Consider the following 23,640-nt stretch of genomic DNA (forward strand, 5'->3'; position numbering starts at 1 on the left):
GCGTCAGCGCTCTGGCTACCAAGCGCCCGCTCTACCCCAACCTGTAGCAGTGCCCGCCGTGTGGGCCGCGAAGGCCCACACGGCGCCGGTCACCACGGCCCCATCCCCTGTGCTCAATGAGGAGGACAGCCATGGCCATCAGCGTCTTCGACCTGTTCAAGATCGGTATCGGACCGTCCAGTTCGCACACCGTCGGCCCGATGAAGGCGGCCCGGACGTTCGTATCCGGGCTGCGTACCGAAGGCCTGCTGTCGCGGGTCTCCCACGTGCGGGCGGAGCTGTACGGCTCCCTGGCGCTCACCGGCAAGGGACACGGCAGCGACACGGCCGTGATCCTGGGGCTGATGGGGCATGCCCCCGAGCTCGTGGACGTGGACTCCGTCCCGCAGCTGGTGGAGGAGGTGCGGACCGCCAGGACGCTGTTCCTGGGCGGCCCGGACGGCCCACCGGTGGCCTTCGACCCTGCCGTCGACGTGGACTTCCGGCGTAAGGAGAGCCTGCCCGACCACCCGAACGGGATGCGCTTCGTGGCGCTGGACACCAAGGGCGTCGAGGTGGCGGCCAAGGTGTACTACTCGGTGGGCGGCGGTTTCGTCGTGGACGAGCGGGCCGCGGGCGCGGACCGGATCAAGGCCGACGACACCGAGGTCCCCTACCCCTTCGCTTCCGCCGAGGAGCTGCTGGAGCTGTGCGACCAGACGGGCATGTCGATCAGCGCCCTGATGCTCGCCAACGAACAGGCCTTCGGCCGCACCCCGGCCGAGATCCGCGCCGAGCTGCTGGAGATCTGGGCGGCGATGCGCCAGTGCGTGCGCCGCGGGGTAACCACCGAGGGCAGCCTGCCCGGCGGCCTGAAGGTGCCCCGCCGGGCGCACCGGCTCTACCGCCAGCTGGGCGGCAACTGCGACGACCACGGCCTACTCGCCCCCACCCACGTGGACCCGGACCCGATGCGCGGCAGTGACTGGATCACGCTGTACGCCCTGGCCGTCAACGAGGAGAACGCCGCGGGCGGCCGCGTGGTGACCGCCCCGACCAACGGCGCGGCCGGTATCGTCCCGGCGGTCCTGCACTACTACCTGCACTTCAGCCCGGGCGCGGGCGACGACGGCGTGGTCCGCTTCATGCTGACCGCGGCGGCCATCGGCATACTGTTCAAGCAGAACGCGTCCATCTCCGGCGCCGAGGTGGGCTGCCAAGGCGAGGTGGGTTCGGCCTCCTCGATGGCGGCGGCCGGACTGGCCGAGGTGCTGGGCGGTTCCCCGGCCCAGGTGGAGAACGCGGCGGAGATCGCCATGGAGCACAACCTGGGCCTGACCTGCGACCCGATCGGCGGCCTGGTCCAGATCCCGTGCATCGAACGCAACGCGCTGGCCTCCGTCAAGGCGATCAGCGCCACCCGCATGGCCCTGCGCGGCGACGGCAGCCACTTCGTGAGCCTGGACAAGGTCATCAAAACCATGCGCGACACCGGCCGGGACATGCACGACAAGTACAAGGAGACCAGCCGCGGCGGCCTCGCGGTCAACGTCATCGAGTGCTGAGGGGCGCCGCTCTGCACGTATTAACGAGCGTCGCACCGCACGGATAGATGTTAACAAAGATCGCGCACTGGAGTGCGCTTGACCAACACGATCGCCGTGTGTACCTTTTTGTTTGAAGGATGGTCCATGCGATCGCGCTTTCGGTGAACCCACCCGGGCGGCGCGTGTAACCCTGCCCCGGAAAAAGCCGTGCCCCGGGTGGCATGCGATGCAGAGGCGAACCCGGGGCGTACGACTCTTATAGTACCCGATCTGTCACCCCCTACCCTCTGCGGCCCGACCCGAGGTAGATCGAAGGTTGTCGTGAGCACTGGCTTCCCGGAGTGGATGAACTCCGTGTACTCCTCCCCGCGCCTGACGCCCTATCTCCGGCACAGTCAGGGCGACCCGGCCAGGGCTGCCAACCTGTACTACTGGAACACCATGGTCTCCGCTGCCTTCTTGGGCCCTTTGCACACATTCGAACTAGCCTTGCGTAACTCAGTCCACAACCGCCTGGGCACCCACTTCAGGCAGGAGGACTGGTGGAACAGGGCCCCGCTGGACAACGAGGGGCAGCGCCTCGTCCGCCAAGCGCAGTCCCGCTTTCGCCGTGCGGCCACCCCAGACGACATCGTCGCCGAACTGTCCCTCGGTTTCTGGACCTCGCTGCTCGCCCGCAGGTACGACCGGGTTCTCTGGGTCCCTGCGCTCCACCGCGCCTTTCCCGGCTACCGGGGGCCGCGCCGCGACCTCCAGGACCAGCTCTATTCCCTGCGCCTACTGCGCAACCGCATCATGCACTGCGAGCCGATCCACCACCGCCATCTGGAGGCGGACCACGCCAAACTCTACGCAGTGCTGTCCTATATCAACCCCGAAGCCGCAACCGGGATCAAACCCATGGACAGGGTGCCCGAGGTGCTCCTGGTCAAGGAACAGATGTGCAGGGGTGACCTTCCGCCGAGTTTCTGAGGAAGACCGTCGTGGATCAGAACGAACTGAAACTCGTATCGAGGGCACAACTTGCCCGCTATGCCGAGGTCAGCCGCGCCGCAGTGACCAACTGGGGCAAGCGCGAGGCCAACTTCCCCGAACCGGCGGACGAAGAAGGCAACCTGTTCGACCTCGACCAGGTCATCGCATGGCTGTCCACACGTGCCATCCCGGCCAACGCCCGCCACCCGCACGAATCAGCCGGTGCCACCTACGCCGATCGCGTGCGCGCCACAGTGGCGGGCGACGCCCCGGGAGCGATGTCAGGACCAAGACATCGATTCCCGGTCGACACCGACAGCGTCGACAGCGCCGTCTTCCGTTTGCTGAACGACCTTCGGGGTTTGTGCGAACCAACCGAGTCCGCTCTCCTCATCGCGGTACTCGTCTTTCTCCGCGCCTCACATGCTGAACAGTGGGGCCTTTTAAGGGAACGGACCGGTCACGGCACCGTTGACGGGTCCGTGTTCGCGGCCGACTTCTGCGGCCACATCCCCCCTTTCGTCCCCGGCTATCTCCAAAGGCTGGGGGCTGACGCCTTCACCACGGCAGTTCGTGGAGTTGACACGATCGACGCCCAAGGCCAGGAGCAGGACATCCTGTTGACCGCCTTCAACAGCGCTCTTTCCCGCCACTCGGATCTGCGCACCCCGGAGCCAGTGGTGCGCATGATGGTGGACCTCCTCACACCCGATAATCCTTTCGACAGTGTGTACGACCCCTTCTGTCGGACGGGCGAGTTCCTGGCTGAGGCCGTACGAGCACGAACGGAAACCGATCCGACGCGAATCCCCCGTGTCAGCGGTACCACTTTGAACGAGCTGGTCTTCGGTATCGCCAGTATGAACATGCTGATGCACGGCATCGAGGCCGACTTCGGCCGCCGCCCCGGATTGCCCTGGGACCGCGACTCCGCAGACGACACCGCAGATCTCGTCCTGGCCAATCCGCCGTTCAACCTGCGCATGTGCAGCCCCCCCGGAGACTCCACGCGCGAGAGCTTCCGCTACGGAGAACCACCGGAGGAGAACGCGAACTTCCGCTGGCTCCAGCACGTGATCGACCGCCTTTCTCCGAACGGTAGGGCGGGCGTGGTGATGGCCAACGGCGCATCAAGCTCGGCCAACGCCAAGGAAGCCGTGATCAGGGCGAACATGGTCGAGGATGGTGCCGTGGAGTGTCTCATCACCCTCCCCAGTCGGCTCTTCCAGCACACCGCCATCCCCGTGACCCTGTGGATACTGAAAGCTCCGACAGGTAGGTGCGAGGAGGTCCTCTTCATCGACGCTAACGGACTCGGCAGCATGACCTCGCGTACGATCCGAACTCTCCGAGAAGAGGACATCGCACTCGTCCAACACGCATACAACGGGTGGCGTAACGGGGAGCGAGATGGCTCCAAGAGTGAATCGTCGAGTATCAGCTACGTCGCAAAGATTCAGGAGATACGCGACAAGAAGTACTCACTTCGCCCATCGATCTATGTCACCGGACGTGCACCGCAGACGGGCCAGGCAGAGCAAGCGGAAGTGCTCACGTCACTCATCCGATACCTGGACTCTCTGGAGGCACAGATTCCCTACCTCGATGCCAAAACCAGTCAGGTGCTCCAGGAGGCACGGAAATGGATTCGTTAATCGGCCCGCTACCCGACGGTTGGAGCGGGCATCGGCTGGACGAGGTCTGCGAGATCCAAGCAGGCCCCTCTGGCGCGACCCTGCCCTCCCAGGAGCTCGGCAAGCAGGGAACCCCGCTGGTCAGACCCGGCGACATCGCCGACCGGCGAGTGTCGGATACCGGCCTGGCCCACGTCGCCCGCACGACGGCTGGACGGCTGCACCGCTACCGGCTCCGCTCGGGCGATATCGTCGGCACCCGAACCGGAACACTCGGCAGATTCGCCCGGGTCACCTCGGATCAACAGGACTGGCTGTACAGCACCCAACTGCTTCGTGTGCGCCCGTCCGAACGAATGGATCCCGTGTACCTGGTGCACTATCTGACCCTGCCCACGGTCCAACACTGGATCGACAGACACGCCTCTGGAAGCACGGTCAGTTCGCTCACGATGGACACACTGCGATCGCTCCCTACGGCTCTACCTCCCCTACACGTTCAGCAGGAGATCGGAGCTTCCCTCGAAGCCCTGGATGACAAGGCTTACCTGCACGCCGAAATCAGCCGGACCACGAGCGAACTGCACGACGCTCTGGCCCCCATGCTCTTCTCCGGTCGAGCACACGCTTCAACAACCAACACATGACACCCGCCCCTGAAGGGGTAGACCCCAGCTGAGGATTTTCAGTCCTCTCCGAGGCAGTACGGTGGCATGTTATTAACCGTTGCACTGGACAGGGTTATCAAGACGATGCGCGACATGCACGGCAAGTACAAGGAGACCAGCCGCGGCGGCCTCGCGGTCAACGTCATCGAGTGCTGAGCGGCCCAGCAGTTCGGTTCAGCGCGTGAAAAGTGCGCAGGGCAGCGGCGATGGCCTCGATATCGCCGAGTTTTCCCTCGGCGACGTCGAGGACGAAACGCTCGGCGCGATCCACATCGACAGGTTCCGCCAGGGGCCACCCGTTCACTTCGAGGAAAGTCGCCGCGGAGTTCCACGCGGCTCGCTTGTTGCCGTCGAAGAACACATGGTTTCTGGCCAGGGAGTGCATCAACGCAGCGGCCTTCTCAAAGATGTCCGGGTAGTGCTCGTCCCCGAACGAAGACCCCATCGGGCGGTGGACCGCACTCTCCAGCAGCCCGGTTTCGCGAACCATGGCAGGGCCCTGGCCTTCCTGGGCCAGGGCCATGGTGGTGATTTCGATGACCATCACCGAGTCCAGGTAGAAGACGTCGTCCACCTACTTGGCGAGCCTTTCGTTGAGCTCGACGGAGAGGGTGGTGACGCGCTTTGCCGCAGCCTCGAAGCGGCGGCGACGGACATCGGCGAGCACGCTCTCCCGCATCTCCTGGACCAGCTCCTGCGGTGACCGCTGCTCAGCGGCAGCTGTCTGCCGAATCTGTTCCGACTCCGCCTCTGTGAACTCGATACCGAGCGCGGACATGCTCACCCCCTGTAGTACACGTCTGGCTACCAGAGTACACACAGGCGCCGAGAGACGGATCTGATCTTCCGAACGGGAATCACCTGGGGACATCTCGGGTTGTACCAGGCGCACGGTCGACAACCGGGCTTGAGCTTCCCACCCGCTCGCCCAGTCGACCGTCACCCCGGGTCTGGTGGCTCGAGCCCAGCTCGCCACCAGACTCGCCCCTGTCCCGGGCCTTTCGCAGCAGGAAATCCACGGATTCTCTCACGGCAATTCCCGGAGCCCTGTGGGCGGTCGCTCAGTCGTAGATCGTCGACCGATGTCCCGCCTGGACCACGACAATGATCAACTGACCATTGTCGACCGTGTAGACCACACGGCAGTCCCCGGCTCTCAGTCGACGGTGCCCGGGCACACCGACCAGTGCGGTGGTACCGAACGCGAACGGGTCGGTTTCCAGCTCGGCGAGTTTGCGCAGGATGGCCATAGCGTAATCGCGTGGCACCTTGCGGAGTTCCAGCTGCGCCTCGACCTTGAACACAGTCGTGTACTTACTCATCACGCGCCAAGGTCTCAGCCATGACGTCAGCGATCGGGACCGTGGGGGAGTTCCGCCTTTCCTCGACGAGTCTGCGCAGCTCTTCCTCCTCCCGGACCCTGGCCTGTTCCAAGACCTCCATCGGCACGAAAGCCCCGACGGCTCTGCCATGACGAGTCACCACGGTGGCGTCGCCTGACTTCGCCCGGTCGATCGCTTCGGACAGGTGGGCACGGAACTCTCGAGAGGACAGCGTCTGAGTCATGCGACAAGCGTACTTTGAGCACACTGTGTACACAACGTACTTTCATGGGGAGGAAGCCGCATACACAGGCCCGACCCCAGACGAAGCCCGCCGACCCACTACGGACCGCTCCCCTTTGACCGCATCCGACCATCGCGCTCGGACCAGGCCGTCCGGGCTCGGATTTTCAGCGGATCGGCCTGCCCCCATCCGCCTTTCGCGAAAAACGCGTGGATGTTCTCACTTCAATTCCGAAAACCCCGCGAATTCACACCATCCGCGAGTGGTATAGATTTCGGCCGTGACCTCCAGAACCCTTTCCCCAGTTATGCGCGTGCTCGTCCCCACGGCCGCGCTGTCCCTGTTCCTCTCGGGCTGCGGCCTCGTCAACAGTTCCTCGGGCGAAGAGGAAACCACCTCAGCCTCGGCTGAGTCCCCCGCCGCAGAGGAAGAAGCCCCTCAGGAAGAGGACACCGAGGAGGAGTCCGAGGAAGAAAGCTCGAACACGCCTTCTCTGGCCGACCCCGGGATCCTCACGGCCAACTGCGGTGTGCGGGAAGGGTGGGTCGAGTACACCCTGTACTCCGACACCGCCGAGCAGATTCTCCATGCCCGCTTCGACATCCTGGGCGTCGACCGCGCCGAGTCCCCGGACCTCTCGCACGGCCGGGCGGTGGACGCCGGTATCGCCCTGGGCACCTCGTGCCACAAGGAGGCGCCTCCCCTGTTCCCCGAGCGGCACCTCGTCCTGGTCACCTTCAGTGAGGAGGTGAACGGTAACGACGTCAAGGGGTTCGGAGTCCTGTCCGAGGACGGCGTGTTCACGGCGCTCAGCCCCGAACAGGAGGTCGGCGACTTCGCTACCCCGATCAACTACGTCCACCCGGTGGCCGACCCGGAGCGCGACAGAATCCTCTTCGTTCAGGACGAAGGCGGGAGCGAGCACACCATCCACGCGATGGATCTGGAGAGCGGGGAGATCACCGACCTCGACGGCACCTGCGCCAGGATGCGTTGCGACCAGCTCACGGTCGTACCGGGGATCGACGCCGCCGTGCTCTACGGGCACCACTTCGTCGGCATGGCCGTGATCGACGACGGCACGGGGCTGGTCGGAAGCGTCGACTCGCACCTCGCGCACTACTACGACCTCAGCGACCAGGTCGGCGCCGACGTGGTCGATCTGACCCGTGACGGCATCAACTCGAACCGCTCCTCCGATGTGCGGGTGGACCCGACGGCCACCTTCCAGGCACTCGACGACGGCACCCTGGTCTTCGACGACAACGTGCTGAGCGTCATGGAGTTCACTTCGGAGACCCCCGCGGAGTACGAGGCGGCGAACGAGGGCGTCATCTACATCGAACAGGAACCGCTGCCCGCCGACCGGACCCTGATCCCGGAGGGCACCCGGTCCAACTCCGCCGCTTTCGTGTCCCACGACTCCTCCGAGGTCGTCTTCCGCTCCAAGGCGCCGAACGGCGACACCAGCTGGTACCGGGTTCCCGCGGACGGATCAAGCGAACCAGAGAAATTCCCCGGGCTACCCACGAACCTCAACGCGATCCTGTCCTGGACGTAGCACGCGAAAGGGGTCGGCGCGCAGTGCGCGCCGACCCCCGCTGGTTCCCGGAGTACCTCAGGCCAGGCTGCGCCGGGGGTTCTTAGCCGGGGCGGTCATAGACATCCGGATGACCGTGGGGACCTGGTCCAGTTCGAGTGCGCCGCGCAGGTTGGCGATCGCCTCCGAGCGGACCCGCTGCCACACGCTCGCCACGTCGGCATCGTCCTCCAGGGTCAGCGCCAGCCGCAGGTGCGGACGGTCGCTGGACTCGGTCAGGCGGGCTCGGGCCCGGCGGACCCCCGGGTAGTCGGCGACCTCCTGTTCCAGGGCGCCGCGGGCCACGCTCTCGGTCATCTCGACGTTGCCCGCGTCGTCGCGTTCCAGGAAGAGTCGACCCACTGTGTCGTTCATGCCCTGCACCATCAGCCACCGCAGGGCCAGGAAGCCCGCCACAAAGGCGACAGCCACCGCCGCGTAGGGCACCCACCGCTGGGCGAGCACCTCGTTCACCTGATCCCCGAGCAGGGGCGAGGCGGCCAGGTCACCGCCGAACAGGCCCTGCCCCACCGCCAGGGCGGACAGCCCCCCGGACAGCAGTACCGATCCGACGATCACCAGGCCCAGGCGGTTGCCCCGGGCCGACCTCCGAGACCTGTCGCGCGCCATGGTCAACCCTCCGCGTATCGAACGTGCGTGGCGATCCGCATGCTTCGCAGCGGTGCCAGTTCCTCCAGACGGTGCTCCACGGCCGCGGTCACCTCGGCGGGCAGTCCGCGTGACTCGCGCATACCGGTGCGCACGTGCACCCGGAGCTTGTTGCCGCGCACGGCCACGTTGACGCTGTCGACCCCGCTCACGTCCTGGGCGGCAGCGGCCACGGCCCGGCGCAGCGCGGGCCGGGTCAGGCCGACCACCAGCGCCGGGTCGTCGGTGCGCAACGCGGTCCACCGGCTCTGTCCGGGGGCCAGCGCGACCACGATCAGGGCCAGGCCGATCAGTGCCAGGACCCCCGAGGCGATCTGCACGGAGGGTTCCGACCAGGTGGTGGCGGCCGCGTAGTCGGTGGCTGCGCCGACCGGGATCAGGCGTAGCGGGTTACCCGCGAGAGCGGCGATGACCTCGGCTGCGGCGACCACGGCCACCACCAGGATCACGAGTCCGGTGAGCACCGCAGGCCAGGAGCGGCGCGGCCGGAACGTGTGGACTGCGACCCGCTTGGCGCGGCGGTCGAGCCCCTGGCTCGGACGACCGAGCACCTCTTCCACGGTGGTCATGTCAGCGCACCAACTCCGCGATCTCGATGTCGATATGGTGGACCTGTTTGCCGGTGATCCACTCGAGCCGGTTCTTGACGTGTTCGCGTACCGCCTGGGCGACCTGACGGGTGGGCCGCGGGTAGTCCACCTCGATGCGCAGCCGCAGAAGGACGACCTCTCCGCTGACACGAGCGCGGGCCGCCCTCGAACGCGCGGCCCGCGCCCCGGGGACCTCGCCGACGGCCCTGGCGGCCGTCTTCTCGATCACGGCCCCCGGGATGTCGGTGCGGCCTCCGGGGTCCCGCGTGCGGGCGTGCTTTCCAGCCCCCTCCCCCGGGGGTGCGGCCACCCGTTGGCGGGGGACCGTATCGCTCCGAACGCCGACCACGACCTCACCCCTGTCTACGCCGACCGCCGTGTGAACATCTCGGCGAGGTCGATCTCACCCTCCATCGCCCGGCCCGCGACGAACCCGACGAGGCCGAGGACCAGAACCAGCGCGAAGGCGGGAAACCCGCCGAACGCCGCCGCGAGCCCGAGCACCGTCCCGTAGGACAGTCCAACGATGGGCCACATGGCTACCCCCTCTAATCAGAACGCCCTGCTTGTAGGTCTGTGTTCAGCTGGCGGTGGTGCGTGTGCCATCACCGAGGCCGGCGACCACGTCCTCCACGGACACGTGGACGGCGCGGCCGCCGGACAATGGGGCCAGGCCCCGGCGGATCTCGGTGGCGATCTCCGGCAGCGGACGCCCGTAGCGCACGACCACGCCGACCTCGACGTAGCCGTCGCGTACCGTCACCCCCCGGATCCGTCCCCCCGGCACGGCCGTGCTCAGGGTTCCGAAGGCCCCGGAGGACAGTTCAACCACGTCGGGAAAGCCCGTGGCCGCCTCGGCGATGGTCCGTGCGGTTTCGCTGCGGGCGTCGCTGCCGGCCACGGCTAGCGGACCCTGGGTTCGGAGTCGCCGTCGTCGGCGGACTCGTCGTCCTCGGGCAAGTGGATGTCGTCCACCTTGATGTTGATCTCGGTGACCTCGAGGCCCGTCATCCGCTCGACCGCGTTGGTGACGTTGCGGCGCACCGCGGCGGCCAGATCCTGGATGGCCGCGCCGTACTCGACGACCACGTCGATGTCGACGGCGGCCTGGCGCTCCCCGACCTCGACCGAGACCCCCTGGGCCACCGAGCTGGAAGAGCTACCGCCGCTCACGGCGTCGCGCACGGCCCCCACCATGCGGGCAGTCCCACCGCCCATGGCGTGGACACCGCCGATCTCACGGGCCGCCATTCCGGCGATCTTGGCCACGACACCGTCGGCGATCTGGGTGTGGCCGTGCTGCTCGTCCCGGTTGGCGGCGTTACGCTTACTGGCGGCGTCGCGGGCGCTCGGCACCGCGGCTTCGGTCTTCATGTCCGACACTGGTCCCCCTACGCAGTGTGCAAAACAGTGTGCAAACCGTTCTGGAGTCTTCTACTTCTTCTTGAAGACGTCCTTGATCTTCTCCCCCGCGGACTCGAACGCGTCCTCGGCCTTGTCCTTGAGCTCCTCGGCCTTGCCCTTGGCCTTGTCCGCGGCGTCCTTGGCCCCGGCCTTGGCCTGGTCGGCCTTGCCCTCGAACTCGGTACCGCGGTCGCCGGTGGCCTTGCCGAAGGCTTCCTTGCCCTTGCCGGCAACGTCGTCGAAGTGCTTGCCCATTTGTGCCCCCTGATCAGAGTCGGTTCGACTCAGGGTTGATGGACCGAAACCCAGGTCGGCCCGGGTCGGGACGACCGGAGAGGTTTCGACCTCATCACACCATATACACACTCTATGTAGCCAACAAGATACTGAGAGCCATGAATTGCTGGTACAGAGGGTCATGGTCTTACCATCCTTGCCCCAAAACCCCATCCGGAACCCCGTCTGGGCCAGAAAAACGTCAGGGGTGCCAGCAGGCACCCCTGAGCGTCCGAAATCGAGTTGTCCCCGGCCGCGTCGCCGGGTCATCGGCTAGTCGAAGATGACCGTCTTCTCGCCGTTGAGCAGGACCCGGCGCTGGGCGTGCCAGTTGACGGCGCGCGCCAGGGCCACCGACTCCAGGTCGCGGCCGATCGCGGTGAGCTGCTCCGGGCTGTGTGTGTGGCCGACCCGGGAGACCTCCTGCTCGATGATCGGGCCCTCGTCCAGATCAGCCGTGACGTAGTGGGCGGTGGCACCGATCAGCTTCACCCCGCGTGAGTGTGCCTGGTGGTAAGGGCGGGCGCCCTTGAAGCTCGGGAGGAAGGAGTGGTGGATGTTGATGATGCGCCCGGACATCTTGGTGCACAGCTGCTCGGAGAGCACCTGCATGTAGCGGGCCAGCACCACCAGGTCGACATCGTAGGAGTCGACCAGCTCCAGGATCCGCCCCTCCTGCTCACGCTTGGTCTGCGGGGTGATCGGCAGGTGGTGGAAGTCCACGCCGTAGGAGTCAGCCAGGAACTCCAGGTCGGGGTGGTTGGAGACCACCGCGGCGATGTCGATGTCCAGCAGGCCGCTGCGCTGGCGGTAGAGGAGGTCGTTGAGGCAGTGCCCGAACTTAGACACCATCACGATCATGCGCGGGCGCACGTCCCGGGCCTGCAGGTCCCACTCGACGAACGAGTCGCCGGGGCCGCTGCCGAAGTCACCGGCCAGGGCGGCGAAGGCGCCGCGCAGCACATCCTCGCCGACCGCGCCGGAGGTCCCGGACTCGGTCACGAACTGCATCCGCAGGAAGAAGCGACCGGTGAAGTGGTCGCCGTACTGCTGACTCTCGGTGATGTTGCACCCGTGGTCGGCCAGCAGGTTGGCCACCGCGGCCACGATGCCCCGACTGTCGGGGCAGGCAAGGGTCAGGACGTACTCGCGCTCGCTCATGAAAGGAACCACTCCCGGGGTCGACCGGCCGATCAGCCGTGACGCCCCAGGATATCGAGCGTACGGAACCGGTGAAGTCGTTCCCGGGGTATCCCGTGTCACCTGCGGGTTCCCCGGAATTTATCGAAACCCGCAAAATCGGACCCTGCGGACAATATGAAAGACATTCATGTTCTGGCATCCTCATGACATGACTAGCCTGCGTGAGAAGTACGAGGCCGCCACGCGCGAAATCCAGGCCCCCTTCGCCATGGTCGACCTGGCCGCCTTCCGCGCCAACGCGGCCGACCTCACCCGCCGCGCCCACGGGCGCCCCATCCGGGTGGCCAGCAAGTCCGTGCGCTCCAGGGAACTGCTGCGCACCGCCCTAGCTCTGCCCGGCTACGCGGGCATCATGGCCTTCACCCTGCCCGAGGCGCTCTGGCTGGCCACCGCGGGCCCCGAACCGGTCAGCGACGACATCCTCGTCGCCTACCCCACCGCGGACACCGACGCCCTCACCGAACTGGCCTCGGACCCCGCCGCCGCACGCGTGATCACCCTGATGGTGGACGGCACCGCTCACCTCGACCTCATCCGCGCCGCCGTGGCCAAGGCCGACCGCGGCCCCGACGCCCCGGCGGTCCGGGTCTGCCTGGACATCGACACCAGCTGGCAGCCCCTGGGCCCCGGCGTGCGCGTGGGCGCCTACCGCTCCCCCGTCCGCACCCCCGCCCAGGCCGCCGCGCTGGCCCGCGCCGTCGTACGCCGCCCTGAGCTGGAACTCGACGGGATCATGGCCTACGAAGGGCAGATCGCCGGGGTGGGCGACGCTCCCCCCGGCCGTCCCCTGTACGGGCGCCTGCTACGCGCCGTCCAGCGCCGCTCCGCCCTGGAACTGGCCAAACGCCGGGCCGCGATCACCCGCGCGGTACGCCGGGTCGCCCCGCTTCGCTTCGTCAACGGCGGTGGTACCGGGAGTCTGCACACCACCGGACGCGAACGGGCGGTGACCGAACTGGCCGCCGGTTCCGGCCTCTACCAGCCGCACCTGTTCGACCAGTACCGGTCCTTCAGCGGCCGCCCCGCCGCGCTGTTCGCGCTGCCCGTGGTCCGCCGGCCCGCCCCGAACGTGGCCACCGTCCTGGGCGGCGGCTACCCGGCCTCCGGGCCCGTCGACGCCCACCGCGCCCCGGTCCCCCACCTGCCGGCGGGCCTGTCCTACAGCGCCACCGAGGGCGCGGGCGAGGTCCAGACCCCGCTGATCGGGGAGGCAGCCCGCGACCTGGCCGTCGGCGACCGGGTGTGGATGCGCCACGCCAAGGCCGGCGAGCTCTGCGAGCGCTTCGACACCCTGCATCTGATCGACTCCGACACCGGAACGTACGAGGGCGCGGTGCCCACCTACCGGGGCGAGGGCCAGACCTTCCTCTGATCCTCACCCCGACAACAGAGCCCCGAACGCCATGGAACGGGCACAACGGAACGGGGGCCCGCGCGATCCTTCGCGCGGGCCCCCGTTCCGGACTGTCGGAGGTTGGGTGCGGCTACTTCCGCTTGCGGCGGACCGCCCAGGCGACAACACCCACCGCGATGACCGTACCGACCCCGGCCGCGAGGATCAGCGCCTCGGGCGGCAGCTGACCGCGCGACTGGTAGGTGGTCACCACCTTGTCGTCACCCTTGATCACGATGCTGCCCTCCTCGGGCTGCACCAGGTGGCTCTCCACACGCACCGCGCCGCCGCCGAGCACGAGCGCCCGGGCCTCGTCGAAGATCCGGGTCCCCCGCTCCTTGGCCTTCGCGACCTGGCGCCGGGCGATGTTGGCCGGGCGGGCCTGCACGCTGAGCTCGTCCAGGGTCTCCGCCAGCCGGCGCTGCTCCCGGTTGATCTCAGCCTGGATCTCGTCGGGGGTCTGGCGCGGTTCGGTGTCGCTTTCCGCCATTCGGCTGCCTCTCTCCACTAGCGCACGGTTGTCTGAGAGTCCGAGTCCGAGCCGGTGTCCTGACCCTGCTCCTCCGCGCCGTCGGACGGACCGGAAAATCTCAGCGCGCCATCGATTCCGTCGACCACACGGAAGAAGTCCCGCGTGGACAACCACAGTTTATAGATGATGGCGATCTCGAAGGCGAGCAGCAAAACGCCGACAAACGCCGTGATCCAGCCGATAATCCACGGACCGAAGAGGGCCGCGGCGACCGGGGCGACCATGAAGACCGCCATCTGGAACTCGATCCCGCCGACCAGGTGGGTCCGGATCCGGCGGGCGTTCAACGCCGCCCAGAACCGCTGGTACCAAGGGAAACGAGTCCGGAACTCCTGGTGCAGGTCCACCTTGGGCAGGGTCAGGTCCGGCTGCTTGCCCGCGGTGCGCTGGTTGCGCGCCTCCCGCTCGTTCTGGCTGCGCAGGATCTGCTCCAGCACGCCGATGCCGTGTCGCAGCACCGCCTGCTCGCCGCCGTCACTCATCGTCCGGCGGCCGCCGCCGGTCGCGTCACCGGTGGCGTCACCACTGGCGTTGCCCTCAGGCTCCAGCATGGACAGCGCTGCGCGGGCCCGCTCCAGGGCCGCCGCCAGGTGCGAACGCATCTCCCGGCGGACCTTGTACACCTGGAGCGCGTTCAGATAACGCAGCATGTCGAGGAAGACCACGGCCAGCGCCAGCCAGACGAACGCCACGTGCTCGGTCTCCCGGTACTGGCCACCCATCAAAGCGACCACGCACACCAGGACCCGGAAGCGGTCCGAGACGTAGTCCATCCAGGCACCGAAGAGCGATTCGGAGCCAGTGAGCCGGGCGAGCTTGCCGTCCGTGCAGTCCACGAGGAAGCACACGTAGTACAGCAGGGCACCCAGGATGAGCAGCTGCCAGAAACCGAAGGCGAAGCACACGGCCGCGCCCAGGCCCAGGAAGAGGGCGACCACGGTCAGCTGGTTGGGGGTGATCGACGTCCGGTTGGCGATCTGCCGCACGAGCCGGACCGCGATCGGGTCCACGAGGTAGACCGTCAGCCAGGAGTCGCGTTCCTTGAGCGTACGAGCCCTGACCTCGTCGAGTGTGAATCCAGGCATCGTGGCGAACTACTCCCAAAGCGAAGCGGATGTGTCCCGGTCGGCGGCCGCCGGACACATCCTGCGGGTCACGGGCGGCCCGCGCACGCTACGCCATGTCCCAGGGGGCGGCCAACCTATAGCACATGGTCAACAATAGGTGATCGAACCGCTGGTCACTCCCAAAGCGGATGAACCGAACCGGAATCGCAACCGAAGAACCACCGCCTCGCCGACCAGCGCCGACGAACCGGCCCCCCGGCAGCGAGAACGTGACGCTCGGTACTGTGTGCCATGAACATCCGGACCGGTATACCCGGTCCGCCAGCCGCAGACAGGAAGAAACATCGTGAGCGAGCCCATCCGCCTCGAACCCGGCGACCAGGCACCCGACTTCACCCTCGACGACGCCGACGGTCGGCCCGTCAGTCTGAGCAAGGTGCTGGCCGACACCGGCAAGAGCGTCGTCCTGTACTTCTACCCGGCCGCCATGACGCCCGGGTGCACCACCCAGGCCTGCGACTTCCGGGACAACCTCACCGAGTTCGCCGCCGCGGGCTTCACCGTCCTGGGCGTCTCCCCGGACAAGCCCGAGAAGCTCGCCCAGTTCCGGGAGAAGGAGAGCCTGACCTTCACCCTGCTCGGCGACCCCGGCAAGGACACCCTGAGCGCCTACGGGGCCTTTGGTGAGAAGAAGAACTACGGCCGCGTCGTTCAGGGGGTCATCCGCTCCACCGTCATCGTGGGCGCCGACGGCAAGGTCCAGAAGGCCTTCTACAACGTGAAGGCCACCGGCCACGTGGACCGCATCAAGAAGGAACTGGGAGTCTGACCCGGTTGATCGGTCGTCCGGTAACCACGGGGCCGGACGACCGGTCGTCTCCCGAATCCCGGTAGAGTGGCCCCGTCGGGGCCGTAGTCCAACTGGCAGGAGACGGCAGCTTTAGGTGCTGTACAGTGCGGGTTCGAATCCCGCCGGCCCCACGAAAAAGGGATGACCTCGCAGCTCGTGCGAGGTCATCCCTTTTTACTTACCGGCCTATGTCTCCAGACCAAAGAGCGCCCACATGACCAGGGCCAGCAGGGCGATGATACCCAGCCCCACGGCGGCGGCCCGGGTGAGGTGGCTGCGGTCGGAGTGCTTGCCCGACTTGGTCAGGCCCAACGTCTCGGAGGACTCGCGGATGGACAGCATGATCGAGTTCATCGCCTCCGGGCTGTGCCGCAGCCGTTCGCTGATGGACTCGGCCAGGGCGTGCGCGCCCGCGCGGAAGTGCTCCCGGGCGGACTCACGCTCCTCGGTCTGCTCGCCCTCGGCCGCGGCGCCATCGGGGCCGCCGACCGGGGTCTCACCGGGGGCGGGCTTCTCCGGAGCCCAGGGGGCCAGGGCGGCGATGCGCAGCATCTTGGCGGCGTTCTCCGCGCTCAGCCGCTCGCCGGGCTCGACCCGTAGCATCCCGGCCAGCACCGGGGCGAGCGGACCGGCGTTGGCGGCCTCCTTCGGCTCGTCCAGCTGTTCCTGGCGCAGGATCTTGATGTAGCCCTTGCGGTCATAGGGCGGGTAGCCCTCGACGGCGGCGTACAGGGTGGCGCCCAGGGACCAAATGTCGGACTCGGGGCCGACCGGGCCTGCCTTGGCGCGCTCCGGAGGGATGTAGGCGGGTGAGCCGATGATGCGCCCGGAGGAGCTCAGCGCGGACTCACCGTTCCAGGCGGCCAGTCCGAAGTCGGTCAGCACCACCCGTCCGGCCTCGCTGATCATCACGTTGTCCGGCTTGACGTCGCGGTGGACGATGCCCTCGCCGTGCGCGACCTTGAGCGCGTCGATCAGGTTCAGCCCGATCTCGGCCACCCGCTGGTAGGGCAGCGGGCCGCCGACCTGGATGATCTCCTCCAGGGTGGAGGCCTCCAGCAGTTCCATGACGATCCACGGCCGCTCGTCCTCGTCCACGACGTCCAGCACGGTGACCAGGCTGGGGTGGGTGAGGCGCCCGGCGACGCGGGCCTCGCGGGTGGTGCGCTGGACCAGCGACTCGCGCTCGGAACGGCTCAGGTCCGCGGGCAGGCGGAGCTCCTTGACCGCGACCTCGCGCTTGATGACCAGGTCCATGGCGCGCCAGACGGTGCCGACACCGCCGCGGGCGATCTCGGAGGTCAGCTGGTAGCGACCCATCAGCAGCCGTCCGCCGGCCTCCGGCTCAGCCACGGCCGCCTCTGGACGCGCGGAATCGGGCGACGTCTGGGGCCGCTGCGTGTGGGGGTTTTCTAGGGAGGACACGGTTATCCACGGGTCCATTCACCGGCCATGGTGGCCTCCTGCGGAGCATTGCGGTCGCTGTCACCACGTAGGTGCACGGATCACTCGTTATACCAGCATGACGCAATGTCCACGCTGGTGGTTGCCTGATGGCTGACACATAGGTTCGGTTTCGTTATGTCCGAGGGAGAGCCACACATGCCATGACAAGGCTCTCCCTTGCCAATCCTTGACCTGAACCGGGTTTCGTGCACGTGCGTCGGCGCGTGCACGAAACCCCTGGCGATCAGCTCCAGAGGGACTCGGGAGAGCGCACCTCGACCGGGCCGACCTCGGTCTTGGCGAGTGGTTCGCGCAGGCTGTCGGCGTCGCCGACCACCACCACGACGGCCTCCTCCGGTCGAAGGTACTCGACCGCGGCGCCGTTCAGGTCCTCGGCGGTGAGTTTCTCGTACCCGGCACGGTTGCGGTCCACGTAGTCGTCGGGCAGGTCGTGCACCACCATGTCGACCAGCGCCCCAGCCATGGCCCGGGCGGTCGAGTAGGTGACCGGGAGCCCCACGATGTTGGACTCACGGACCGAGGCGAGCTCGTCCTCGGTGACGCCCCCGTCGCGCAGCTTGTTGATCTGCTCCAGGGAGGAGGTGACCGAGTGCGCGGTGGTAGCGGCCTCCACCTGCGTGCTCATGAAGAACACCCCGCTGTCGCGGCGCAGGTCGAATCGGCTCCCAGCGCCGTAGGTGTAGCCCAGGCGCTCGCGCAGCTCCATGTTGAGGCGGGAGGTGAACATCCCGCCCAGGACGTCGCTGACACCCTCGGCGCGCGGCAGGTCCACCTGCGAGCGCGAGGGGGCGCGGTGCGCGATGACCAGGGCCGACTGGACCGAGCCGGGGCGGTCCACGATCAGCACGCGGGGCAGTTCGCCGGGCGGCGGGGCGGGCGCGGTGACCTGCCGTTCAGGCGTGGGCGAGGCGTCACCGAAGACGATCCGGCCCAGTTCCTCGAGGTCGACGTTGGCCAGGTCGCCGACGACCACGAGGGTGCCGGCGACCGAGGCGATCGAGTCGGCGTGGAAGCGGGCGACGGTCTCGGGGGTGATATCGGCCAGCTTGACCGGGCCGCCGGCCAGGGGCGTGGCGTAGCGGCCGGTGAACAGCTGGCCGCCGAGGCTGCGCATGGCCAGGGTGGAGGCCGAGGAGGCGTCCAGCCAGAAGCGCTCCAGGAGCTGCTCGCGGCGGCGCACGACATCATCGGCGGTCAGGGCGGGGCGGCGCACGGCATCGGCGAACAGGCGGACGGCGTCGCCGAGGCGGCTGGTGGGCGCGTCCAGGCCGGTGATGAAACCGTCCCAGTTGACGCGGGAAATCCACTCGGCGCCGTAGCGCTCCAGGGCCGGGGCCAGGGAGCTGTTGCCGTCGGGGCCGTCTTCCAGGGCCTCGCTAGTCAGGGCGCTGACGCCCATGGCGTCGAGCGGCTCGACGGCACCACCGAAGGGGTGCACGAGACGGAGGGAGGCCAGCTGCTGGCCAGGCACGTCGATGGCGACGACGGTGCCGCCGCCGACGCTGACGCGCTGCGGCTTGGGAAAGGTGAAGGACGCGGGGGCGCCGAGGTCCGGGCGGGTCTGCTGCATGCTCTGCGGCTCTTTCTGCGCTTGGCGGGAACGGGCGGTGACGCCTGGGTGGCGGTGACGCCGGTACGGCGGCTATCCCTGCGGGGCGTTGGCCGCGGCGTCGGCCTCGGCTTCCACCTCGAGCGTCTCGGCGGCGGTCTCGGACTCGGGGTCGAACCGCACGACCAGCATGTTGTCGTCGACCAGCAGGCGCTCGGCCACGGCCCGGACCTCCTCGGCGGTGACGTCCGCCCAGCGCTCAGGCCAGGTGTAGGCGAGCTCGGGGTCGCCGAGCAGCTGAGTGCAGCTACCGATGGAGTCGGCCAGTCCGGAAGGGCTGGCGATGGAGTGGAGGTGCTCGCGCTCCAGCACGGCGCGGGCCCGGTCCAGTTCCTCATCGGTGATCCCGGAGGCGAGCTTGGCGACCTCCTCGCGGATGGCCTGCTCCAGGACGTCACCGGCCACACCCTCGCGGGCGAGCATGTTCACCAGCAGCAGGCTGTCGGTGTAGCGGAAGGGCAGGATGTCGGCGGAGCCGCCGCCGTCGTCGGCGGCGATGGGCCGGTCCACGACCAGGGAGCGGTACAGGCGGCTGCCCTGGCCCTGGCCGAGGACGGCCGCGGCCAGCTGCGCGACGTCGTGCTCGCGCTCACCGTAGGCGGGAACGCGGAAGCCGATGAACACCCCGGCGGCCGGGACCGTCTCGGAGACCGAGTCCCGCACCGGACCGCCCAGCGGGGCGCGCAGGGTGGGGTCGGGGGGCTCGGGGATGAAGTCGCGGGCGGGAATGGCGCCGAAGTACTTCTCGACCCGCGCCAGGACGTCCGCGGACTCCAGATCGCTGACGATGGTCAGGACGCAGTTGTCCGGGCCGTAGTGCGCCTTGTGGAAGGACTTGACGTAGTCCAGGTCGGCGGCGTCCAGGTCGGCCATGGAGCCGATCGTGGAGTGGTGGTAGGGGTGGCCCTCGGGGTAGGCCAGGCGCAGGATGCGTTCCAGGGCCGTGCCGTAGGGCTGGTTGTCGTAGCGCTGGCGGCGCTCGTTCTTGACCACGTCGCGCTGGTTGTCCAGGACCTCCTGGGTCATGCCCTCGCGCAGGGTCGCCAGGCGGTCCGCCTCAAGCCACAGGACGGAGTCCAGGGCGTGCGTGGGGACCGTCTCGTAGTAGTTGGTCCGGTCGGTGGAGGTGGAGGCGTTGATGTCCCCGCCCAGCCGCTCGACCACGTCGAAGTGCTCGCCTTTGGTGACGTTGCCGCTGCCCTGGAACATCAGGTGTTCGAAGAGGTGCGCGAACCCGGTGCGGCCGGGCACCTCGTGTCGGGACCCGACCCCGTACCAGAGGTTGACCGAGGCGACCTGGCCGGTAGAGGCCGGAGCCGTCACCAGACGCAGTCCGTTGTCCAGTTTGTACTGTTCGACCCGGCCCGACGTTTCCATGGTGGTCACCAGCGCATGCACCCCATCAAGTTCCGTTGACTGCTTGACCGGTTACGAGCCTATGGCCTCAAAGCACCGCGGGGACACTCGGTTCCAGTAATCCACAGGGGTTTTGCCGGAGTTTGTCAGGTGATGTCGGAACAGAATGGAATTCCCGTCCGGGCACCGGGGAGAGCCGGAACACCGGGACGGATGCAGGACGGGAGCGCTAGGACGCGTTGCGGTACTCGGTGGTGTCCATCGACGCGGCGATCTCGTCGTAGAGGGCGCTGTACTGGGCGTCCGCGGACCACACGTAGAGCATCACGTCGCTCTCGGGCAGGAACCACATGCGCACCTCGAAGGTGTCGTCGTTGTCGCAGGTGACCGACCAGACCGAGTGGTGAGACTTGAGGCCGTCCGCGTGCTCGAAGATCTGACCGTGGTCACTGGTGAGCGTGGCCTTGTCCACTCCGATGTTGCCCGAGGCGGCGGTGTTGAGGCTGCGGCAGCTATCGGTGTTGTCCGCCCAGCCGTCGTCGTCGTAGAAGGCGTCGCCCTTCTTCGGCCAGTCCTGCGGGTGGTTGGCGGCCTGTTTGGGGACCAGCTGGACCGAACCGTAGGCGCAGGCGCTCTGACCGGGCGGGGTCATGCACAGCTGACCGCCCTCGTTCTGGACCTCCCAGTCGTCCGGGGCGTCGATGCTCACCCCACCGACGTCGGCGCTGTCGAAACCCTCGGGGCCGGGCGGCTCGATAGCGGGCATCATGCCGCTCTCGCCGCGCTCCAGTTCGATCTCGCCGGCCGACTCACCGGCGCAGGCGCTCAGCGCCAGGAGGGCCGCAGCACTCACCGCGAGAACACGACCACTTCCCGCCCGGTGCCGGACCTCGCCCGTCGTGCGCGCCATGGATCGTTCCGCCCTTCTCTACAGGTCTGCCGACCACGCGTCTGACAGATCGGAGCACAGTCGACCATAGCGCCCCCGACACACCCGCCGCACCGGGAAACCACCGCCACTACCCTGGGTCCATGGTGGACCTCGCGAAGATCACTGAGCCCTTGTCCCTCAACCGGTTCGGCCCCAAGCCCCGGGGCCCGTTGGTGCTGGAACTCGACCTGACGGAGGGTGTGGCCGACGATTCACCGGGCGACCCCCTCAGCCAGATCATGAACCGCCGCAAACAGCAGTACCTGGAAGTACTGGAGGGAATCCGCCGCGGCGCCCGCGACCCCGAGGTGGGCGCTCTCATCGTGCGCGTGGACGCCCGTGCCCTGGGTATCGCCAAGATCCAGGAGCTGCGGGACACGGTCGCCGATTTCCGTGCGACCGGCAAGACCGCCGTGGCCTGGGCGGACACCTACGGAGAGGCCGGAGACGGCAACCTCCCCTACTACCTGGCCACCGCCTTCTCACGGATCGTTCTCTCGCCCACCGGTCTGGTGGGCCTGAGCGGCCTGAGGTCGCGCACCACCTTCCTCAAGGGTGCCCTGGACAAGCTCGACGTGAAGTTCGAGGCCGGGGCGCGCCACGAGTACAAGAACGCGATCAACCAGTACACCCAGACCGAGTACACACCGGCCCACCGCGAGGCGATGGGCCGGATCGTGCAGTCCATGAACGACCAGATCGTCACGGCGGTCGCCAAGAGCCGCGACCTCACCGAGGAGCGGGTGCGCGAACTCATCGACACCGCCCCGATCCTGGCCCGGGAGGCGCTGGACGCCGGGCTGGTCGACCAGCTCGCCTACCGGGACGAGGTCTACGCCGAGCTCACCAAGGAGGTGCGCGACAAGGGCAAGGACTCCCCCGAGCCCGGACTGCAGTTCGTCACCCGCTACCACCGCAAGCACGCCTCCGCGCCCAAGCCGAAGTTCGCCGACGGCGGCGAGCACATCGCCCTCATCTCCGCCAGCGGCGGCATCACCCTGGGCAAGAGCCGCCGCTCCCCGCTGGGCGGCGCCGTGATGGGTTCGGACACCGTCTGCGCCGCGTTCCGCGCCGCCCGCCATGACCCCCGGGTCCGGGCCGTGGTGTTCCGGGTGGACAGCGGCGGCGGCTCGGCCATCGCCTCGGACCTGATCCGCCGCGAGAGCCAGCTGACCCGCGAGGCGGGCAAGCCGGTCATCACGACCATGGGCGACGTCGCCGGGTCCGGCGGCTACTACGTCGCCCTGGGTTCGGACGCGATCGTGGCCCAGCCCGCCACCATCACCGGGTCCATCGGCGTGCTCACCGGAAAGCCGGTCCTGGGCGAGCTCAAGAAGCGGTTCGGGATCACCTCGGACTCGGTGAGCGAGGGCGCGCACGCGGGCATGTTCGACCCCGAGCAGGGGTTCAGCGAGTCCGAGTGGGAGCGGATCAACCTGCTCCTGGACACCATCTACGACGACTTCGTGACCAAGGTCGCGGCCGCCCGCGGGCGGACTTGGGACGAGATCCACGAGGTCGCCAAGGGCCGGATCTGGACCGGGGCCGACGCTCAGGAGCGCGGGTTGGTCGACGAACTGGGCGGGGTCGAGACGGCCGTACGGCTGGCCCGGGCCAAGGCCGGGGCCGGGGCGCTGCCGGTGCGCGCCTTCCCGCGCCCGCACCCGCTGGACCGGTTCCGCCAGCACGAGTCCAGTGAGGACCTGGCCTCGTCCGAGCCGCAGACCGTCCTGAGCGCCTGGGGCCCGCTGGAGCACCTGGCGGTCCGGATGGGCCTGCCCGTCGGCGGTCCGCTGAGCATGCCGGGTGCGTGGGAGATCCGTTGAGCGTTGACGGCGGCGCCTACCTGGAGGCCATGGCGCTGTTGCCGACCGGGGTGACCGTGGTGACCGTCGCGGACGGCCGCGACGACATCGGGGCGACGGTGAGCGCCCTGGTTTCGGTCTCTGCGGATCCCCCGGTGGTGATGCTGAGCGTGGCCGGGGACGGCTACGTGGCCGAGGTGGTCGAGGAGGTGGGCGCGTTCGCGGTGAGCGTGCTCGCCGCCGACCAGCGCGCCATCGCGGGCCGCTTCTCCGCGGAGGGGCGGCCCAGCGCCCGGCTCCTGGTGTCCGGAGTGCCCCACCACCGGGGTGAGCGCACCAGGGCGATCGTCCTGGACGAGGCGCTGTCCGCGCTGGAGTGCTCGGTGCGACAGCGCGTGGAGGTCGGCGACCACGTGGTGTTCTTCGCCGACGTGGTGGGCCTGCCCGAGGTGGGTGCGGAGCGGCGCTCCGCGGCGGCGATGGTCCGCTGGGACGGGCGCTACCACGTGGTGGACTAGAGGTCTGCCCCCGGGCCGCAGC

At 68.2% G+C, this 23,640-nt stretch carries 27 protein-coding genes and 1 tRNA gene; 10 read left to right on the forward strand and 18 right to left on the reverse strand.

From position 1 onward, the window contains the following. The first annotated feature begins 131 nt into the window (after window positions 1-131). The 4 genes from D457_RS0128745 to D457_RS0128760 all read left to right on the forward strand — a co-directional run bounded on the left by D457_RS0128745 (window position 132) and on the right by D457_RS0128760 (window position 4,782). Window positions 132-1,544, forward strand: a complete 1,413-nt coding sequence (locus D457_RS0128745) for an L-serine ammonia-lyase (RefSeq protein WP_017584125.1) — start codon at window positions 132-134, stop codon at window positions 1,542-1,544. Between the two features lie 303 nt (window positions 1,545-1,847). Next, window positions 1,848-2,498, forward strand: a complete 651-nt coding sequence (locus tag D457_RS0128750) for a hypothetical protein (RefSeq protein ID WP_017584126.1) — start codon at window positions 1,848-1,850, stop codon at window positions 2,496-2,498. An 11-nt stretch (window positions 2,499-2,509) separates the two neighbouring features. Then, window positions 2,510-4,156, forward strand: a complete 1,647-nt coding sequence (locus D457_RS34305) for an N-6 DNA methylase (RefSeq protein WP_017584127.1) — start codon at window positions 2,510-2,512, stop codon at window positions 4,154-4,156. Further along, window positions 4,144-4,782, forward strand: coding sequence for a restriction endonuclease subunit S (locus D457_RS0128760; protein ID WP_017584128.1), 639 nt, complete (start codon window positions 4,144-4,146; stop codon window positions 4,780-4,782). The genes D457_RS34305 and D457_RS0128760 overlap by 13 nt, the downstream gene beginning before the upstream one ends. 163 nt (window positions 4,783-4,945) lie before the next feature. Here D457_RS0128760 and D457_RS33685 read toward each other — a convergent pair whose 3' ends face one another. The 4 genes from D457_RS33685 to D457_RS0128785 form a co-directional block, all read right to left on the reverse strand. Beyond that, on the reverse strand, window positions 4,946-5,377 hold the full coding sequence (locus D457_RS33685) for a type II toxin-antitoxin system death-on-curing family toxin (RefSeq protein ID WP_017584130.1): 432 nt from the start codon (window positions 5,375-5,377) through the stop codon (window positions 4,946-4,948). Then, window positions 5,378-5,581: a hypothetical protein gene (locus D457_RS0128775; RefSeq protein WP_017584131.1), complete on the reverse strand. Its 204-nt coding sequence runs from the start codon at window positions 5,579-5,581 to the stop codon at window positions 5,378-5,380. It lies immediately after the preceding gene. Window positions 5,582-5,864: 283 nt separating this feature from the next. Further along, window positions 5,865-6,125, reverse strand: a complete 261-nt coding sequence (locus tag D457_RS0128780; protein ID WP_026117128.1) for a type II toxin-antitoxin system RelE family toxin — start codon at window positions 6,123-6,125, stop codon at window positions 5,865-5,867. Continuing rightward, complete coding sequence (locus tag D457_RS0128785) at window positions 6,118-6,369, reverse strand: type II toxin-antitoxin system Phd/YefM family antitoxin (protein ID WP_017584133.1); 252 nt, start codon at window positions 6,367-6,369, stop codon at window positions 6,118-6,120. Before D457_RS0128785 ends, D457_RS0128780 begins: the two co-directional genes overlap by 8 nt. 280 nt (window positions 6,370-6,649) lie before the next feature. Here D457_RS0128785 and D457_RS33690 point away from each other — a divergent pair, with 280 nt between their 5' ends. Beyond that, window positions 6,650-7,930 carry a hypothetical protein gene (locus D457_RS33690; RefSeq protein WP_152514404.1) on the forward strand — a complete coding sequence of 427 codons (1,281 nt, stop codon included), beginning with the start codon at window positions 6,650-6,652 and terminating at the stop codon, window positions 7,928-7,930. Window positions 7,931-7,987: 57 nt separating this feature from the next. On the opposite strand, the gene D457_RS0128795 is transcribed toward D457_RS33690, so the two are convergent. The 8 genes from D457_RS0128795 to purU form a co-directional block, all read right to left on the reverse strand. After that, the gene (locus D457_RS0128795; RefSeq protein ID WP_017584135.1) at window positions 7,988-8,578 is read right to left on the reverse strand and encodes an alkaline shock response membrane anchor protein AmaP; all 591 of its coding nucleotides are present in this window, start codon (window positions 8,576-8,578) and stop codon (window positions 7,988-7,990) included. Between the two features lie 2 nt (window positions 8,579-8,580). Beyond that, the gene (locus tag D457_RS0128800) at window positions 8,581-9,186 is read right to left on the reverse strand and encodes a DUF6286 domain-containing protein (RefSeq protein WP_017584136.1); all 606 of its coding nucleotides are present in this window, start codon (window positions 9,184-9,186) and stop codon (window positions 8,581-8,583) included. A gap of 1 nt (window position 9,187) precedes the next feature. Next, complete coding sequence (locus tag D457_RS0128805) at window positions 9,188-9,556, reverse strand: Asp23/Gls24 family envelope stress response protein (RefSeq protein ID WP_026117129.1); 369 nt, start codon at window positions 9,554-9,556, stop codon at window positions 9,188-9,190. 14 nt (window positions 9,557-9,570) lie between these two features. Next, the gene (locus tag D457_RS36565; protein ID WP_017546417.1) at window positions 9,571-9,744 is read right to left on the reverse strand and encodes a hypothetical protein; all 174 of its coding nucleotides are present in this window, start codon (window positions 9,742-9,744) and stop codon (window positions 9,571-9,573) included. A gap of 43 nt (window positions 9,745-9,787) precedes the next feature. Beyond that, the gene (locus D457_RS0128815) at window positions 9,788-10,108 is read right to left on the reverse strand and encodes an Asp23/Gls24 family envelope stress response protein (RefSeq protein WP_017584138.1); all 321 of its coding nucleotides are present in this window, start codon (window positions 10,106-10,108) and stop codon (window positions 9,788-9,790) included. 2 nt (window positions 10,109-10,110) lie between these two features. After that, entirely contained in the window at window positions 10,111-10,581 is a 471-nt protein-coding gene (locus D457_RS0128820) for an Asp23/Gls24 family envelope stress response protein (protein WP_017584139.1), read from the reverse strand. Between the two features lie 60 nt (window positions 10,582-10,641). Beyond that, window positions 10,642-10,866 (reverse strand): CsbD family protein, encoded by a 225-nt coding sequence (locus tag D457_RS0128825; protein WP_017584140.1) that lies wholly within the window; start codon window positions 10,864-10,866, stop codon window positions 10,642-10,644. A gap of 294 nt (window positions 10,867-11,160) precedes the next feature. Continuing rightward, window positions 11,161-12,048, reverse strand: coding sequence for a formyltetrahydrofolate deformylase (purU, locus tag D457_RS0128830; RefSeq protein ID WP_017584141.1), 888 nt, complete (start codon window positions 12,046-12,048; stop codon window positions 11,161-11,163). A gap of 190 nt (window positions 12,049-12,238) precedes the next feature. On the opposite strand from purU, the gene D457_RS0128835 reads away from it, so the two are divergent. Further along, a complete protein-coding gene (locus D457_RS0128835) occupies window positions 12,239-13,462 on the forward strand; it encodes an amino acid deaminase/aldolase (RefSeq protein ID WP_017584142.1) in 1,224 nt (407 codons plus the stop codon). 112 nt (window positions 13,463-13,574) lie between these two features. Here the strand turns inward: D457_RS0128835 and D457_RS0128840 are convergent, their stop codons facing one another. Both D457_RS0128840 and D457_RS0128845 read right to left on the reverse strand, forming a co-directional pair. Beyond that, window positions 13,575-13,973, reverse strand: a complete 399-nt coding sequence (locus D457_RS0128840; protein ID WP_017584143.1) for a DUF3618 domain-containing protein — start codon at window positions 13,971-13,973, stop codon at window positions 13,575-13,577. 17 nt (window positions 13,974-13,990) lie between these two features. After that, on the reverse strand, window positions 13,991-15,100 hold the full coding sequence (locus tag D457_RS0128845) for a CDP-alcohol phosphatidyltransferase family protein (protein ID WP_017584144.1): 1,110 nt from the start codon (window positions 15,098-15,100) through the stop codon (window positions 13,991-13,993). A gap of 328 nt (window positions 15,101-15,428) precedes the next feature. Between D457_RS0128845 and bcp the strand changes: the two genes are divergently transcribed. Continuing rightward, on the forward strand, window positions 15,429-15,911 hold the full coding sequence (gene bcp, locus D457_RS0128850) for a thioredoxin-dependent thiol peroxidase (RefSeq protein ID WP_017584145.1): 483 nt from the start codon (window positions 15,429-15,431) through the stop codon (window positions 15,909-15,911). A 77-nt stretch (window positions 15,912-15,988) separates the two neighbouring features. After that, window positions 15,989-16,063 (forward strand) — tRNA-Leu (locus tag D457_RS0128855). Window positions 16,064-16,118: 55 nt separating this feature from the next. Here the strand turns inward: D457_RS0128855 and D457_RS0128860 are convergent. From D457_RS0128860 to D457_RS0128875, 4 genes are all read right to left on the reverse strand, one after another. Further along, complete coding sequence (locus tag D457_RS0128860) at window positions 16,119-17,285, reverse strand: serine/threonine-protein kinase (protein ID WP_026117131.1); 1,167 nt, start codon at window positions 17,283-17,285, stop codon at window positions 16,119-16,121. Window positions 17,286-17,622: 337 nt separating this feature from the next. Then, complete coding sequence (locus D457_RS0128865; protein ID WP_017584146.1) at window positions 17,623-18,969, reverse strand: M16 family metallopeptidase; 1,347 nt, start codon at window positions 18,967-18,969, stop codon at window positions 17,623-17,625. Between the two features lie 72 nt (window positions 18,970-19,041). After that, window positions 19,042-20,385, reverse strand: coding sequence for a M16 family metallopeptidase (locus D457_RS0128870; protein WP_051073065.1), 1,344 nt, complete (start codon window positions 20,383-20,385; stop codon window positions 19,042-19,044). 208 nt (window positions 20,386-20,593) lie between these two features. Beyond that, window positions 20,594-21,274 carry a hypothetical protein gene (locus D457_RS0128875; protein ID WP_026117132.1) on the reverse strand — a complete coding sequence of 227 codons (681 nt, stop codon included), beginning with the start codon at window positions 21,272-21,274 and terminating at the stop codon, window positions 20,594-20,596. Window positions 21,275-21,396: 122 nt separating this feature from the next. Here D457_RS0128875 and sppA point away from each other — a divergent pair, with 122 nt between their 5' ends. Together sppA and D457_RS0128885 are read left to right on the forward strand one after the other, a co-directional pair. Continuing rightward, window positions 21,397-23,121 (forward strand): signal peptide peptidase SppA, encoded by a 1,725-nt coding sequence (gene sppA / locus D457_RS0128880; protein ID WP_017584149.1) that lies wholly within the window; start codon window positions 21,397-21,399, stop codon window positions 23,119-23,121. Then, entirely contained in the window at window positions 23,118-23,618 is a 501-nt protein-coding gene (locus D457_RS0128885) for a flavin reductase family protein (protein WP_017584150.1), read from the forward strand. The genes sppA and D457_RS0128885 overlap by 4 nt, the downstream gene beginning before the upstream one ends. Window positions 23,619-23,640 lie beyond the last annotated feature (22 nt).

Origin of the sequence: Nocardiopsis valliformis DSM 45023, from assembly GCF_000340985.1 — a bacterium.
In the GTDB taxonomy this organism is placed as follows: Bacteria; Actinomycetota; Actinomycetes; order Streptosporangiales; family Streptosporangiaceae; genus Nocardiopsis; species Nocardiopsis exhalans.

Excerpts from the sequence above, each read along its gene's own strand:
- D457_RS0128745 (WP_017584125.1), top strand. The coding sequence starts at position 132 with ATGGCCATCAGCGTCTTCGACCTGTTCAAGATCGGTATCGGACCGTCC.
- D457_RS0128760 (WP_017584128.1), top strand. The coding sequence starts at position 4,144 with ATGGATTCGTTAATCGGCCCGCTACCCGACGGTTGGAGCGGGCATCGG.
- D457_RS0128775 (WP_017584131.1), bottom strand. The coding sequence starts at position 5,581 with ATGTCCGCGCTCGGTATCGAGTTCACAGAGGCGGAGTCGGAACAGATT.
- D457_RS0128780 (WP_026117128.1), bottom strand. The coding sequence starts at position 6,125 with ATGAGTAAGTACACGACTGTGTTCAAGGTCGAGGCGCAGCTGGAACTC.
- D457_RS0128785 (WP_017584133.1), bottom strand. The coding sequence starts at position 6,369 with ATGACTCAGACGCTGTCCTCTCGAGAGTTCCGTGCCCACCTGTCCGAA.
- D457_RS0128795 (WP_017584135.1), bottom strand. The coding sequence starts at position 8,578 with ATGGCGCGCGACAGGTCTCGGAGGTCGGCCCGGGGCAACCGCCTGGGC.
- D457_RS0128800 (WP_017584136.1), bottom strand. The coding sequence starts at position 9,186 with ATGACCACCGTGGAAGAGGTGCTCGGTCGTCCGAGCCAGGGGCTCGAC.
- D457_RS36565 (WP_017546417.1), bottom strand. The coding sequence starts at position 9,744 with ATGTGGCCCATCGTTGGACTGTCCTACGGGACGGTGCTCGGGCTCGCG.
- D457_RS0128820 (WP_017584139.1), bottom strand. The coding sequence starts at position 10,581 with ATGAAGACCGAAGCCGCGGTGCCGAGCGCCCGCGACGCCGCCAGTAAG.
- D457_RS0128825 (WP_017584140.1), bottom strand. The coding sequence starts at position 10,866 with ATGGGCAAGCACTTCGACGACGTTGCCGGCAAGGGCAAGGAAGCCTTC.
- purU (WP_017584141.1), bottom strand. The coding sequence starts at position 12,048 with ATGAGCGAGCGCGAGTACGTCCTGACCCTTGCCTGCCCCGACAGTCGG.
- D457_RS0128835 (WP_017584142.1), top strand. The coding sequence starts at position 12,239 with ATGACTAGCCTGCGTGAGAAGTACGAGGCCGCCACGCGCGAAATCCAG.
- D457_RS0128840 (WP_017584143.1), bottom strand. The coding sequence starts at position 13,973 with ATGGCGGAAAGCGACACCGAACCGCGCCAGACCCCCGACGAGATCCAG.
- D457_RS0128845 (WP_017584144.1), bottom strand. The coding sequence starts at position 15,100 with ATGCCTGGATTCACACTCGACGAGGTCAGGGCTCGTACGCTCAAGGAA.
- D457_RS0128865 (WP_017584146.1), bottom strand. The coding sequence starts at position 18,969 with ATGCAGCAGACCCGCCCGGACCTCGGCGCCCCCGCGTCCTTCACCTTT.
- D457_RS0128870 (WP_051073065.1), bottom strand. The coding sequence starts at position 20,385 with ATGGAAACGTCGGGCCGGGTCGAACAGTACAAACTGGACAACGGACTG.
- D457_RS0128875 (WP_026117132.1), bottom strand. The coding sequence starts at position 21,274 with ATGGCGCGCACGACGGGCGAGGTCCGGCACCGGGCGGGAAGTGGTCGT.
- sppA (WP_017584149.1), top strand. The coding sequence starts at position 21,397 with ATGGTGGACCTCGCGAAGATCACTGAGCCCTTGTCCCTCAACCGGTTC.